Consider the following 13881-nt stretch of genomic DNA (forward strand, 5'->3'; position numbering starts at 1 on the left):
TCCCTTGAGCGACATCTATCACTTCAGCCGCGGCTCCGCGCCGCTGCTGATCTCCATTCCCCATCTCGGCAGCCAGATTCCCGACGCGCAGCGCGCCCGGATGACGCCTGTCGGCCAGCAGTCCGGGGACACCGACTGGCACCTGGACACGCTGTACCAGTTCGCCGACGCACTGGGCGCCTCGGTGCTGGGCGCACGCTATTCGCGCTACGTGGTGGACCTGAACCGCTCGCCCGACGACGAAAGCCTGTACCCCGGCCAGACCAAGACCGGCCTGTGCCCGACCCATACCTTCCGCGGCGAACCGCTGTACCTGAGCGACGCCGCCCTGACCGACGACGAACGCGCGCACCGCGTGCAGAACTACTGGCAGCCCTACCACGCCAAGCTGCGCGAAGAACTCGACCGCATCCGCGCCGAGCACGGCACGGTGCTGCTGTGGGAAGCCCATTCCATCGCCAGCGTGCTGCCGCGCCTGTTCGAGGGCAAGCTGCCCGACCTGAACCTGGGCACCGCCGACGGCGCCAGCTGCGCCCCCGACATCCTGGCCGCCATCGGCGAACGGCTGCCCGGCTGCGGCTACAGCTCGGCCCTGAACGGCCGCTTCAAGGGCGGCTACATCACGCGCCACTATGGCTCGCCGGCCGAAGACATCCACGCCGTGCAGCTCGAGATGTGCCAGTCCACCTACATGGACGAGGCCTACCCCTACGGCTACCAGGCGCAGGCCGCGAACAAGGTCATTCCCGTGGTGGAAGGCCTGGTGCGCGCCGCGCTGGCGCAGACGCTGGCCCGCAAGCGCTGAGCCGGCCCCGCGCCCCGGAATCCCGCCGCCCATGAACCGCTTTTCGGTCAGCGCCACCGAGCACTACCCCGAGTGGAGCCTGCTGCTGACCTGGGTGGCGGTGGTGGAAGCGGCGTCCGTCTCGGGCGCGGCGCGCTTGCTGGGGCTATCGCAGGCGGCCGTATCGCAGCGCATCAAGCAGCTGGAAGCGGCCATGTCCACCGAACTGCTGGACCGCAGCACGCGGCCGGCGCGCCCCACGCCGGCGGGTGAACTGCTGTTCGAGCACGCCGCCCGGCTGCTGGCGCAGGCGGGCGACATGGCGGAAAGCGTGCGCAATCTCAGCCGCGCCAAGCGCAACATCGTGCGCTTTGGCTGCGTGGACTCGTTTGCCGGCACCTTGGGGCCGACGCTGATCCACGGGCTGTCGGGCGCGTCACGCCAGATCCGCCTGTGGTCGGGCATCACGCCCGTGCTGGACAAGCAACTGGAAGATCGGCAACTGGACCTGGTGGTGACCACCAGCGCCGCCACCGGCAAGCCCGGCATCCGCAAGACCAGCCTGTTCAGCGAGCCCTACGTGCTGGTGGTGCCGCGCACCATGGACATGGACCGCATCACCACACTGAAAGAACTGGGCAAGCGCGCCCAGTTCATCCGCTACAGCGCCCGCTCGTTCATCGGCGCCGAGATCGACCGCCTGGTCGAGGCGCACGACGTGATGATCGAGCGCACCTTTGAATTCGACAACACCGATCCCCTGCTCAGCCTGGTCACGGCCGGACTGGGGTTCGGCATCAGCACGCCGCTGTGCGTCTGGCAGTCGCGCCATTTCGTCGACCAGTTGCGCGTGCTGCCGCTGGCGCCCTTTCTGGGCATGGCGCGCAGCGACGACGCCAGCCTGTCACGCAGCTTCTACCTGGCGGCCCGCCCGCAAGAGGTCGGCAAGCTGCCGACCGAGGCGCGCGACGTCATCCTGGTGGCGATGGAACGGCTGGTGCACAAAGACATCGCCCCCGCGCTCGGCCTGCCGCCGGCCACGCTGTGGCGCAGCCTGCGGCGTTGATCCCGCCAGGCCCTGTGCAGGCCGGCCCCTCTGCGCACCAGCCGGCCCGGCGGCGCGCCGATCCGCTGGCCTGAGCCGCTGACGAACCGGCCCCACCCTCGGCGACGGGCGCGCGCCCCTCACAGCGCCGCGGTCAGTGCCGGCACGGCCTCGAACAGATCCGCCACCAGGCCGTAATCGGCCACGCCGAAGATCGGCGCATCGCCGTCCTTGTTGATGGCGACGATGGTCTTGGAATCCTTCATGCCGGCCAAGTGCTGGATAGCGCCCGAGATGCCCACCGCCACGTACAGTTCAGGCGCGACGATCTTGCCCGTCTGCCCCACCTGCCAGTCATTGGGCGCATAGCCCGCGTCCACTGCCGCACGGGAAGCGCCCAGCGCCGCCCCCAGCTTTTCCGCCAACGGATCGAGCAGCTTGAAGTGCTGCGCGCTGCCCAGGCCCCGTCCGCCCGACACGACGGTGCGTGCGCCGCCCAGTTCGGGGCGTTCGGACGTGACGATTTCGCGGCTGACGACGCGGGCCAGCCCCGTATCGGCCACGGCGGCCACGTCTTGCACAGAGGCATTGCCGCCGCCCGCGGCGGCATCGAACGCCGTGGGGCGGATGGTGGCCACCACCACCGGATAGGCGCTGCGCACCGTGGCGATGGCGTTGCCCGCGTAGATGGGGCGCTTGAAGGTGTCGGCGGCCAGCACGTCAATCACATCCGAGACTTGCGCCACGTCCAGCAGCGCGGCGATGCGCGGCGCCACGCTCTTGCCCTGCGCGGTGGCGGCCAGCAAGACGTGCGTGTATCCGCCGGCCAGCGCCACCGCCTGCGCGGCCAGGTTCTCGGGCAGGCCATCGGCCAAGTGTGGGGCCTGCGCCAGCAGCACCTGATCCACGCCCGCCACGTGCGCGGCGGCGTCGGCTACCGCCTGCACGCCGTCGCCGGCCACCAGCACGTGGATGGGCCGCGCCAGCCGGGCGGCGGCGGCGATGGCATTGAGGGTGGCGCCGTGCAGCGTGCGCCCATCGTGTTCGGCAATTACCAGGACGGTCATCAGATCACCTTTGCTTCATGCTTGAGTTTGTCGACCAGCGCGGCCACGTCGGCCACCTTGATGCCGGGTGCGCGCGCGGCGGGCGATTCCACCCGCAGGGTTTCCAGGCGCGAAGCCGGGTCCACCCCCAGGGCATCGGGCGAGGTCACGTCCACCGGCTTTTTCTTGGCCTTCATGATGTTGGGCAGCGTGACGTAGCGCGGTTCGTTCAGGCGCAGGTCGGCTGTGAAGACGGCCGGCAGCGCCAGGTCCACCACTTCCAGGCCTCCGTCGACCTCGCGGGTGATGCGGGCGCGGCCGTCTTCGATCTGGATGGCGCTGGCCTGCGTGGCCTGCGGCCAGCCCAGCAGCGCGGCCAGCATCTGGCCCGTCTGGCAGGCATCGTCGTCGATGGCCTGCTTGCCCAGGATCACCAGCGCCGGCTGCTCGGCCGCCACCACGGCGCGCAGCAGCCTGGCCACCGCCAGGGGCTGCAAGGCGACGTCGGTCTGCACCAGCACGCCCCGGTCCGCACCGATGGCCAGCGCGGTGCGCAGCGTTTCCTGCGCGGCCGCGACGCCGCAGGTCACGGCCACCACCTCGGTCGCGACGCCCTGCTCTTTCAGGCGCACGGCGGCCTCGACGGCGATCTCGTCGAACGGGTTCATCGACATCTTGACGTTGCCGATGTCGACACCCGTCTGGTCGGCCTTGACGCGTACGTTGACGTTGTAGTCCACCACGCGCTTGACCGCGGCAATTACCTTCATGAAAAGACTCCTGGGTCAGTAGAAAATGTCCAGCAATACGGCGGCCAGGCTGGGGGCTTTCCGTGACACGCCGGGGCTGGGCGTGAAGGCGTCTACGGCCTGGCCTGCGGCCGCGCCGGGATCGCCGGGATTCGCCGGGCTGCCGGGACAGGCCGCCCGCCGCAGCAGGAATTCGCCCGCGGCCAGCTCCGTCGCGCCATCCGGCGTCTGCCAGCGGCCCGCGACGAGCGCCACGCACAGCTGCAGATGCCGTGCGGCGCCGTCTGCCAAGGCCAGCGCGCCGGCTGACACGCCAGCCGGCGCATCTGCCGGCCCGGCTGGCGACGCCAGGTTCACGCCGCGCACCCGCGCCCGCGCCGACCCGCGCCGCACGAACAGGTTCAGCACCTGCACCGGGCCGTCGACCAGCGTGCCGTGCCAGGCCGCGTCGCCCACGAAGGCGACGGGCTGGCCGGGCGCCAGCCAAACCTGCGCTCCTGCGTCTCGCAGTGGCACTCCTGCATTGCCCCGCGGGAGACATTCATTGCGCAACCCCGCACGGGTATCACGCAAGACCACCCCCGCACCGGACAGCACCACCGACACGCGGTCATCGCCCGCGAAACGGGAATATGGACCGTCCCGCGTGATGTCCGCGACGCTGACGCGCCACCGCGCCGCCGCGCTCTCGGCCGCATCCTTGTCCGCGGCCAGCGTGCGCGTCACGCCACCGCCGTTCTTCCACGGCTCGGGCGGCAGCACTTGCCAAAAGCCGCGCCGCGCGCCGCCGGTTTCAGGAGACTGCGCCAAGGCCGTACTTCCCGGTCAGCAACGCGCCGCGCTGAAAGCGGCTCAGCGCGTACGGCGCCAGCGACACATCGGTCGCCAGGCCCAGCGCTTCCTGCGCCAGCACCCGGCCCACGGTGGGCGACAGCTTGAAGCCATGGCCCGAAAAGCCGAACCCCACCACCAACCCCTGGACGCCAGGCACCCGGCCCAGCACCGGGTTCCAGTCCGGCGTCACGTCGTACACGCCCGTCCACGACGACGCCAGGCCGGCGGTTTCATAGGCCGGAAAGCGTTCGGCCACCTGCGCGCCGACCTCGGCCACGTAATCCAGCGGAATATCGCCTTGCTCGGCATCGCTGTGCTGCAGGGTTTCGCCCACCACGCCCTCGCTCACCAGCATCTGGTTGCCGCCGTAGCTGCGGCAATACAGCATGCCGGGCGAGGCCAGGTCCTTGTAGACCGGCATCGAATAGGTATAGGGCGCGGCCTCGCATTCCAACGCCAGCACCGCGTGGCGTTCGGGCAGGACGGGCATGGCCACGCCCGTCCACGCGGCCAGTTCCGACGTCCAGATGTTCTGCGTGCTGATGACGAGCGGGCTGGCGAAATCGCCTTCGGACGTGGACACGCCGATGACCCGACCGTTCTCGACCCGCAGGCGCTGCACGTCGACGTTTTCGCGGATGGTGACGCCGCGGCGGCGGGCGCCGCGCGCAAAACTGGTGGCCACCAGGTAGGCATCGGCAAAGCCGGCGTCAGGTTCGAAGCCGATCAATGCGGCGTCATCGAAGGTGGCGATCGGCAGCAGTTCACGGGCCTGTGCGGCATTGAGCAATTCCAGCGCGATGCCCTGGGCCTGCTGCTGCGCCAGCGCGCTGCGCAGCGGTTCCAGCTTGTCGTTGTCGGCCGCGCTGATCAGGTAGCCGCACTTGACCAGGCCGCACGAGGCTTCGTCGTCGCCCAGGTAGTTGGCGAAATCGTTGAACACGCCCCATGAGCGCTGGGCCAGTTCCACGTTCTCGCGCACCGAATAGTGGGTGCGCAGAATACCGGACGATTGCGAGGTGGTGCCCGCGCCGATCGTCGCGCGATCCAGCACCAGCACATTCTTCGCCCCCAACGCGGCCAGGTGGAAGGCCACCGAACTGCCGATCACGCCCGCCCCGATCACGATCACGTCATAACTTTTCACGACTTGGCTCCAAGAACAAGTGGCCGGAGTGTGAACCCGCGTTTCCCGGGCCATCGAAATATAAGCGTGTTGGATGTAGAGCATCGGCATTGCTTATATACAGGCCGGCGCCCCGGCGGCGGGCGAAAGTCTGGGCAGCCGCACCGCAGAGTGCCGGCGACATCAGTCGTTCAGTCCATCACCATTCAAGCAGGGGAAATCGCATGAACATGAATCGCCGCGCCATGCTGGTCCGCACCGCCGCGCTGGCCGGGGCCAGCGCCTTGGGCTTTCCGATGATCGGCCGCGCCGCCGGGGCGTCCTACACCTACGGCGGCTCGGCCTGGCTGGGCCATTACTCGGCCTACATCGCCCTGAAGACGGGCCTGTTCGCCAAGCAGGGCCTGGATATCAAGTGGCAGAGCTTTGCCACCTCGTCCGACCGGATGAGCGCCGTGATGGCCGGCAACATCGACCTGGCCGGCACCGGCGTGGTCTCTTCGCTGGCCCTGATGGCGGCGGGCGCCCGCCAGTTCCAGGTGATCGCCACGCCCAACAACTTCGGCCGCGCCGAAGGCGTGCTGGTGCGCGACGACGTCAAGTCGGTCGCCGACCTGAAGGGCAAGAAGATCGGCGTGACCTACGCGTCCAGCGCCCACGTGCTGCTGCTGGACGTCTTGCGCCAGGCCGGGCTGGACCCGGACCGCGACGTGTCCATCATCAACCTGCCCGCCACCAACATCCTGTCGGCCTACCAGGGCAAGCAGATCGATGCCGCCGTGGCCTGGACGCCGGCCTTCGACCGCATCAAGGCCGTGCCCGGCACCCGTGTGCTGCTGGACGACACCGCCTTCTCGCTCTACAAGCAATACGCCATCACGCCCGGCCCGGACGTGCTGCTGACCCGCGCCAAGCTGGGCCAGGACAACCCCGAGGCCGTGCGCAAGTTCCTGGCGGCCGTGTTCCAGGCCAACACGATGCTGACCGAGCAGCCGCAGGAAGCGGCCGGCGTGCTGCTGGAACTGACCGGCCTGTCGCGCGACGACCAGCTGGGCGTCATCAAGCAGACCCAGTGGTACAGCGCAGCCGACCAGAAGGCGCTGATGGTCGACCCGGGCAATTTCGTCAGCGGCATGCAGAAGCTGGCCGAGATGCTGGTGTCCCTGAAGCAGATCGACCGCGCCCCGACGGTCAAGGACTGGGTCCAGGCCTCGTACCTGTAAGCCCGGAGCCGTCGCCTCATGTCCACGCGTACCGCTCCCCGCGATACCACGCTGATCTGGGTCAGCGTGGTGTCCCTGCTGTGTTTCCTGCTGTTGTGGGAAGGCCTGTGCCGCGCCGGCGCGGTCGACCCGATCTTCCTGCCCGCGCCGTCGCAGGTGCTGGCCCGCGCCCTGTCGATGTCCGACCAGGGCACCTTGCTCTACAACGTGCTGGCCTCGACCCGGCGCGTGATGGTGGGCTTTCTGGCGGCCGTGGCGGTGGCCATTCCGCTGGGCATCCTGCTGGGCACGTCCAAAGTGGCGCGCGCCGTGTTCGACCCCATCATCTCATTCCTGCGCCCGCTGCCGTCCATGAGCTGGATTCCGCTGTCGCTGCTGTGGTTCGGCATCACCGAGACGCAGAAGTACAGCATCGTCTTCATGGGCTCGTTCGTGCCCGCCCTGCTCTACGTGATGGAGGCCTCGCGCAGCATCGACCCCGTGCTGGTGCGGGCCGCGCGCAACCTGGGCGCCAACCGCTGGCAGGTGATGCGCGAAGTGCTGTTTCCCGGCTGCCTGCCGCAAATCCTGTCGGGCATGAAGATCATCCTGGGCCTGTCCTGGACCTGCGTCATCTCGGCCGAACTGGTCGCGTCCAAGGAAGGCCTGGGCTTCATGATCATGAACGGCAAGGAATTCTTCCAGACCGACACCGTGGTGCTGGGCATGGTGCTGATCAGCTTCACCGTGCTGGTCACCGACCTCTGTCTGCGTCTACTTGAACGATGGGTACTGGCATGGCAACGATAAGCAACGACACGATGATCCGCCTGCAGGACGTGTCCAAGGCGTATGGCGACATCACCGTGCTGGACAAGGTGGACCTGTCGGTCAAGCGCGGCGAATTCCTGGTGCTGCTGGGCGCCTCGGGCTGCGGCAAGTCCACCTTGCTGAACCTGATGGCCGGCTTCATCACCCCCAACACGGGCACGGTGACGGTGAACGGCAAGCCGGTCACCGACGTCACCGCCGCCTGCGGCATGGTGTTCCAGCAATACGCGCTGTTTCCCTGGCGCACGGTGCAGGAAAACGTGGAATTCGGCCTGAAGATGCGCGGCCTGTCGCGCGCGGAACGCGCGCCCATCGCCCGCAAATACATCGAGATGGTGGGCCTGAAGCAGGCGGCCGACAAGTACCCGCACGCGCTGTCCGGCGGCATGAAGCAGCGCGTGTCGATCGCGCGGGTGCTGGCCAACGACCCGGACGTGATGCTGTTCGACGAGCCGTTTGCCGCGCTGGACGCCATGACGCGGCAGGTGCTGCAGGAACAGCTGCTGTCGATCTACGAGCAGAGCGGCAAGACCATTGTCTTCATCACCCATTCCATCGACGAGGCGCTGACGCTGTCCACCCGCATGGCGGTCATGGGGTCCAAGCCCGGTCGCATCGTGCAGGACATCCAGAACGACCTGCCCCACCCGCGCAGCGCGGACGTGCAGCTGTCGCCGCGCTTCGTCGAACTGAAGCGCGCCATCTGGGAACGGGTGCAGGAAGAAGTGACGCGCAGCATGGAGCTGGCCGACGGCTAGGACGGCCACGCCAGCAGGCGTGGCCCGGGCCGCGCCCGCCCGTCAGGGCTCTTCGGTGTACCGCTCGATGCGGAGGTGAAAGCTGGGAATCTTGTCCCACTGCGAACGGGACGACAGCAGGGTTTCTTCGGAACCGAAGCCGATCGTGTAGCCCTCCCCCGCGCGGGGATCGCGCCAGAACTGCGGCGGCGTCTGCCAACCGCAGCACTGGTATTGCAGCGGCGCGATACCAAATTGACGCCGCAGATAGCTTTCGGCCAGCGCAGCGGCTGCGCCATCCACCCGGTAGCGCGCCACCAGCGGCTTGCCGTGCGTGCGCATTTCCAGGCGGCAACCCTGGTATTCGATGAAATCGGGCTTGTTCGTCAGGGCCGCCAGAAAATCGTCGCAACCCGGCGTGGGCGCGGCCTGCGCCTGGGCGGACAGCGGCAACAGCAAGACCGGCAGCAACAGCCAGGCGCGCAGCGGGCGCAACAGCAATTGAACCAAGGTATTCAAGGACGCCTCGACAGGAAGGGACCGCGGACACTTGCCCGTTCGCCAGATGGCGACGCGGGCCGGCGCGCTACCTGCGCGCCGCAACCGGATTCTGCCATGCCGCGGCGGCGCGGCCCTCTTCGGCCAGGAATTCCACCAGCGCCGGCAACGACGCGTCCATCGGCCGGTTGGCATGGATGCGCATCACGTAGCCCCACGAGCCCGGCATGCGCAGGCCAGGCGTCAGCGCCACCAGCCGGCCGCTGGCCAGTTCTTCATCGATCAGCGGCGCGCGGCCCAGCGCGATGCCCACACCGGCCGCGGCGGCGGCCACCACCGTGCTCAGGCCCGACAGCACCAGCGGGTCCTGGCCGGCGCTTTCCGCCAGGCCCAGGCGCGGGCGCCAGGTGCGCCAGTCGGTTTCCGGGCTGTCGATGTGCTTTTCTTCCAGCCAGCGATGGCGCGCGAAGACGTTGGGGTCGTCGCGATCCTGCGGCGCCACCAGCGCCGGGCTGCATACCGGCACCACGGTCTCGGTCATCAGCGGAATGTCGCCCGGCGCGGCCAGGTGCGGCCCCAGGGCGCGCACGTGCAGGAACGCCAGGTCGATGTCCTGCGCTTTCCAGGCCGGGTCCTGGCTGGCGTGCAGGAACACCTGGATGTCGATGTCCGGGTGCAATTCGATGAACCGGCCGATGCGCGGGGCCAGCCACAGCGCCGCCAGCGACGGGTTGGCCGACACGTTCAGGTTATAGCGGCGCTTGCCCCGGGCGCTGGCCCGCGCGTTGCGGCAGGCGGTCTCCAGCAGGGTCAAGGCCTGTTGTACCGACGCCAGCAGCGCGGCGCCCGCCTCGGTGGTTTCCGCGCGCCGCACCGTGCCCCCGCGCCGCAGCAGGCTCACGCCCAGGTCGGCTTCCAGCGCCCGCAGCTGGTGGCTGACGGCGCTTTTGGTCACGTGCAGTTCAACCGCGGCGCGGCTCAGGCTGCCCAGGCGGGCAACGGCTTCAAAGGCGCGCAGGGCCGCCAAGGGCGGCGTATGGGTGGGCAGATCGGACATAGGGTTGAGTTTATCTCAACCCATGATTGAATAACTATCGCTTTCGCGCCGCTGCCGGATGCGTGACCATTCAGGCTTCAGAGGGAGCATTGATATGTATTTCGATTCCAGGCTTTGGCGCTTGACCGAGGGTTTGCGCGCCGCCATGGCAGGCGGCATTTTCCTGGGCCTCTTGGCGCTGGCCGCAGGCATCGCCCGCTACGTCTTCCTGGGCCAGTTGCTGGCGCGTGTATTCGACGGCGCCCCATGGCAGCAGTGGCTCACGCCCGCAATCTGCGCCGGCGCCATGGTGCTGCTGCGCGCCCTCTTCGACCACCTGCGCACCGTGCAGGCCAATCGCTGCTCGGCCGACGTGCAGCAGGCGCTGCGCGCGCGGCTGTACGACCGCATCGTGGCGCTGGGCCCGGCCTGGTTCGCCAACCAGCGCACCGGCGGCGTCATGCTCACCGTCGTGGACGGCGTCGAGCAGTTGCAGACCTTCTTCGGCCAATACCTGCCGCAGGTCGCCATCGCCGCGGCCGCGCCGTTCGCCATCTTCGCCGTCATCGCCTTCTGGGACGTGCCCACCGCGCTGGTGTTCCTGGTGGCCGCGCTGTTCGCGCTGTTCGGCCCGATGGCCGTGCACATGCTGGACCGCCGCGCCAGCCTGGCGCGCACCCGTTCGCTCAATGAATTCGGCGAAGAATTCCTGGACGCCGTGCAAGGCCTGCCCACGCTGAAATCCTACGGCCAGGGCAAGGCCTGGGGCGAACGCCTGGCCGCCCGCGCCCGCAAACTGTCGGACAACACCTTCTGGGTGCTGTCCGTCAGCCTGCTCACCCGCGGCATCAGCGACCTGGGCGTGGCCCTGGGCGCCGCGCTGGCGCTGACCGTCGGCGCCTGGCGCGTGGCCGCCGGCGACATGAGCGTCGAAGCCCTGCTGATCGTGCTGATGGCCGGCACCGAGATCTTCCGCCCGCTGCGCGACCTGCGTTCGGTCCTGCACCGCGGCATGCTCGGCCAGTCCGCCGCGCTCAGCATCCATGCATTGATGGACGCCCGCCCCCAGACCGCCGCGCCCGAGGTTCACGCGGCCACCGCCCCCGCGCGGCTGGACCCCACCATCGAATTCGACAACGTCGCCTTCTCGTACACCCCGGAACGCCACGCCCACCAGGGCCTGTCCTTCCGCATTGCGGCCGGAGAACGCGTCGGCATCGTCGGCCCCAGCGGCGCCGGCAAGTCCACCATCGTGCGCCTGTTGCTGCGCGAATGCGTGCCCCAGGCCGGCGCCATCCGCATCGGCGGCCACGACGTCAACCAGATCGATACCCAGACGCTGCTCAGCCACATGGCCCTGGTCAGCCAGGACATCACGCTGTTTCACGGCACCATCGACGACAACCTGCGCCTGGGCCGGCCCGACGCCACCCACGAACAGGTGCGCGCCGCTGCCCGCGCCGCCAACATCGACGACTTCATCATGGCGCTGCCGCAAGGCTACGCCACCCGCATCGGCGAACGCGGCCTGCAACTGTCGGGCGGCCAGCGCCAGCGCGTGGCCATCGCCCGCGCCCTCCTGCGCGACGCACCCATCCTGATCCTGGACGAAGCGCTGTCGTCCGTCGACACCGAAAACGAAGCCCTGATCCAGCAGGCGCTGGACCGCCTGATGGCCGGCCGCACCACCCTCATCCTGGCCCACCGCCTGGCCAGCGTCATCGGCGCCGACCGCTGCCTGGTGCTCGACCAGGGCCGGGTCGTCGAACAAGGCCCCCATACCGAACTGATGCAGCAGCACGGCCTGTACTACCGCCTGATGCACGAACAGGCCGTGGCCCTGGCCGCCCCGCCGGCCGCCGCCAGCGACGCCGTGCGCACGGCCACCGACACCGCCCAATCGCCCGCCGATGCCGGCGACAGCCGCAGCAACAACACCGGCAGCGACAGCGGCAGCGACAGCGGCGGCGGCCAGGGCCCCGCCCTGCGCCCGCTGGACGCCGACGCCGAACAAGTCGGCTGGCGCGCCACGCTCGGCACCCTGCTGTCCGTCGTGCGCCCGTGGCGCGGCACCCTCGTCGCCACCATCCTGCTGGGCGTAGCGCGCGTCGCCGCCTTCATCGGCGTGGGCGTACTGAGCGCCCTGGTCGTCGCCGCCATCCGCGACGGCCGCGACACCGGCGCTCTCATCACCGGCCTGCTCATCGCCGCGCCGCTCGCCGCCCTGTTCCACTGGCTGGAATCCTGGCTGGCCCACGCCATGGCCTACCAGTTGCTGGCCGACATGCGCGTCAAGCTCTACGACAAGCTTGAACGGCTGGCCCCCGCCTACCTGCTGCAACGGCGCTCCGGCGACCTGGTCGCCCTGGCCACGCAAGACGTCGAAATGGTCGAATACTTCTACGCCCACACCATCGCGCCCGCCATCGTCTCGGTGCTGGTGCCCCTGTCGGTGCTGGGCTTCCTGGCCGTCTACAGCTGGCCCGTCGCCCTGGCCCTGCTGCCCTTCCTGGCCTATGCCCTGGTCTCACCCATCAGCGGCCGCCGCAAGGTCGACGCCCTGGGCGATCGCGCCCGCCACGCCCTGGGCGAAATGAGCGCCCACACCACCGACACCATCCAGGGCCTGGCCGACCTCACCGCCTTCCAGGCCACCGGCCGCCGCCGCGACGAATTCCTCAAGGTCGCCCACCAATACCGCGGCCGCCGCCTGGACATCCTGCGCGACCTCTCGCGCCAGACCGCCTGGTTCGAAGTCGCCATGGGCCTGGGCGGCCTGGCCGTGGCCGTCGTCGGCGCCCTGCAAGTGTCCGCCGGCGCCCTGTCCGCCAGCATGCTGCCCCTGCTCGTGCTCATCGCCCTGGCCACCTTCCTGCCCGTCTCCGAAATCTCGCAGGTCAGCCGCCAATTGGCCGACACCATCGCCGCCACCCGCCGCCTGCACGTCGTCAACAACGAACCCGAACCCGTCACCGACGGCCCCCTGCCCCCACCCGTCGCCGCGCACGGCCTGTCCCTGGCCTTCGACCACGTCCACTTCGCCTACCCCGGCAAGCAACAGGACACCCTGCGCGACCTGACCTTCACCGCCCCCGCTGGCGCCACCGTCGCCATCGTCGGCGCCTCCGGCGCCGGCAAGAGCACCGTCGCCAGCCTGCTCCTGCGCTTCTGGGACCCGCGCCAGGGCGCCGTCAAACTCGACGGCGTCGACGTCCGCCAGCTCAACCTCGACGGCCTGCGCGAACGCGTCGCCCTCGTCACGCAAGACACCTACCTCTTCAACGACACCCTCGAAGGCAACATCCGCCTGGCCCGCCCCGACGCCAGCCGCGAAGACCTGGCCCGCGCCCTGGACCAGGCCGCCCTCACGTCCTTCGTCCAGACCCTGCCCGACGGCCTGGCCACCCGCGTCGGCGAACGCGGCATGCAACTCTCCGGCGGCCAACGCCAACGCATCTCCATCGCCCGCGCCTTCCTGAAAAACGCCCCCGTCCTGATCCTGGACGAAGCCACCTCGCACCTGGACACCCTGTCCGAACTGCAGGTGCGCGGCGCCCTGGACATCCTGATGCGCCACCGCACCACCCTGGTCATCGCCCACCGCCTCTCCACCATCCGCGACGCCGACCTGATCCTGGTCCTGGAAAACGGCACCCTCGCCGAATCCGGCACCCACGACCAACTGCTGCGCAAACAAGGCGCCTACGCCAAACTCGCCAGCCACCAGGGCGCGTACACCCAAGACCGCAACACCGGCACCGCCGCCATACCCACGTAGCTCCCCCACGCCCAAGCAGGCCGCGCAGCGGCCCACTTGGGCACCGCCAAGCCCCCCTCCGGGGGAAGCAACTCCGTAAAGAAACACCCCCGCACACCCTCTTCCAACCAGGCACAACGCGAGCCCGTCGTGGCGGGGAAGGGGGAGCGCGGGGCGTGTAGATGCGCCCGAGGGAATCGGAAGGGAGCCGAAGGCGGACGACGATGACGACGGGG

General features: G+C 69.3%; 12 protein-coding genes. 6 read left to right on the plus strand and 6 right to left on the minus strand.

Annotation, left to right across the window (positions count from 1 at the left end):
* The first annotated feature begins 4 nt into the window (after positions 1 to 4).
* Positions 5 to 805, plus strand: coding sequence for an N-formylglutamate deformylase (gene hutG / locus U858_RS0120745; RefSeq protein ID WP_025139079.1), 801 nt, complete (start codon positions 5 to 7; stop codon positions 803 to 805).
* Between the two features lie 31 nt (positions 806 to 836).
* Complete coding sequence (locus tag U858_RS0120750) at positions 837 to 1850, plus strand: LysR family transcriptional regulator (protein ID WP_025139080.1); 1014 nt, start codon at positions 837 to 839, stop codon at positions 1848 to 1850.
* A 119-nt stretch (positions 1851 to 1969) separates the two neighbouring features.
* Here U858_RS0120750 and U858_RS0120755 read toward each other — a convergent pair whose 3' ends face one another.
* The 4 genes from U858_RS0120755 to U858_RS0120770 are packed head-to-tail and all read right to left on the minus strand — an operon-like array spanning position 1970 to position 5605.
* The gene (locus U858_RS0120755) at positions 1970 to 2896 is read right to left on the minus strand and encodes an electron transfer flavoprotein subunit alpha/FixB family protein (protein ID WP_025139081.1); all 927 of its coding nucleotides are present in this window, start codon (positions 2894 to 2896) and stop codon (positions 1970 to 1972) included.
* Positions 2896 to 3645, minus strand: coding sequence for an electron transfer flavoprotein subunit beta/FixA family protein (locus U858_RS0120760; protein ID WP_025139082.1), 750 nt, complete (start codon positions 3643 to 3645; stop codon positions 2896 to 2898). Before U858_RS0120760 ends, U858_RS0120755 begins: the two co-directional genes overlap by 1 nt.
* A 15-nt stretch (positions 3646 to 3660) precedes the next feature.
* Entirely contained in the window at positions 3661 to 4434 is a 774-nt protein-coding gene (locus U858_RS34340; RefSeq protein WP_025139083.1) for a HutD family protein, read from the minus strand.
* A complete protein-coding gene (locus U858_RS0120770; RefSeq protein ID WP_025139084.1) occupies positions 4418 to 5605 on the minus strand; it encodes an FAD-binding oxidoreductase in 1188 nt (395 codons plus the stop codon). Before U858_RS0120770 ends, U858_RS34340 begins: the two co-directional genes overlap by 17 nt.
* A gap of 203 nt (positions 5606 to 5808) precedes the next feature.
* Here U858_RS0120770 and U858_RS0120775 point away from each other — a divergent pair, with 203 nt between their 5' ends.
* From U858_RS0120775 to U858_RS0120785, 3 genes are read left to right on the plus strand one after another with little or no spacing between them, the layout of a single operon-like run.
* Positions 5809 to 6807, plus strand: a complete 999-nt coding sequence (locus tag U858_RS0120775) for an aliphatic sulfonate ABC transporter substrate-binding protein (protein ID WP_025139085.1) — start codon at positions 5809 to 5811, stop codon at positions 6805 to 6807.
* 18 nt (positions 6808 to 6825) lie between these two features.
* Complete coding sequence (locus U858_RS0120780) at positions 6826 to 7596, plus strand: ABC transporter permease (protein ID WP_025139086.1); 771 nt, start codon at positions 6826 to 6828, stop codon at positions 7594 to 7596.
* Positions 7584 to 8375, plus strand: a complete 792-nt coding sequence (locus tag U858_RS0120785; protein WP_025139087.1) for an ABC transporter ATP-binding protein — start codon at positions 7584 to 7586, stop codon at positions 8373 to 8375. Before U858_RS0120780 ends, U858_RS0120785 begins: the two co-directional genes overlap by 13 nt.
* A gap of 42 nt (positions 8376 to 8417) precedes the next feature.
* Here the strand turns inward: U858_RS0120785 and U858_RS0120790 are convergent, their stop codons facing one another.
* Together U858_RS0120790 and U858_RS0120795 are read right to left on the minus strand one after the other, a co-directional pair.
* Entirely contained in the window at positions 8418 to 8873 is a 456-nt protein-coding gene (locus tag U858_RS0120790) for a DUF4952 domain-containing protein (RefSeq protein WP_157838832.1), read from the minus strand.
* A 67-nt stretch (positions 8874 to 8940) separates the two neighbouring features.
* Positions 8941 to 9909: a LysR substrate-binding domain-containing protein gene (locus U858_RS0120795; RefSeq protein ID WP_025139089.1), complete on the minus strand. Its 969-nt coding sequence runs from the start codon at positions 9907 to 9909 to the stop codon at positions 8941 to 8943.
* A 94-nt stretch (positions 9910 to 10003) separates the two neighbouring features.
* On the opposite strand from U858_RS0120795, the gene U858_RS0120800 reads away from it, so the two are divergent.
* Positions 10004 to 13666, plus strand: coding sequence for an ABC transporter ATP-binding protein (locus U858_RS0120800; RefSeq protein WP_025139090.1), 3663 nt, complete (start codon positions 10004 to 10006; stop codon positions 13664 to 13666).
* Positions 13667 to 13881 lie beyond the last annotated feature (215 nt).

Origin of the sequence: Achromobacter sp. DH1f, from assembly GCF_000633435.1 — a bacterium.
Taxonomy (GTDB): Bacteria; Pseudomonadota; Gammaproteobacteria; order Burkholderiales; family Burkholderiaceae_B; genus Achromobacter; species Achromobacter deleyi.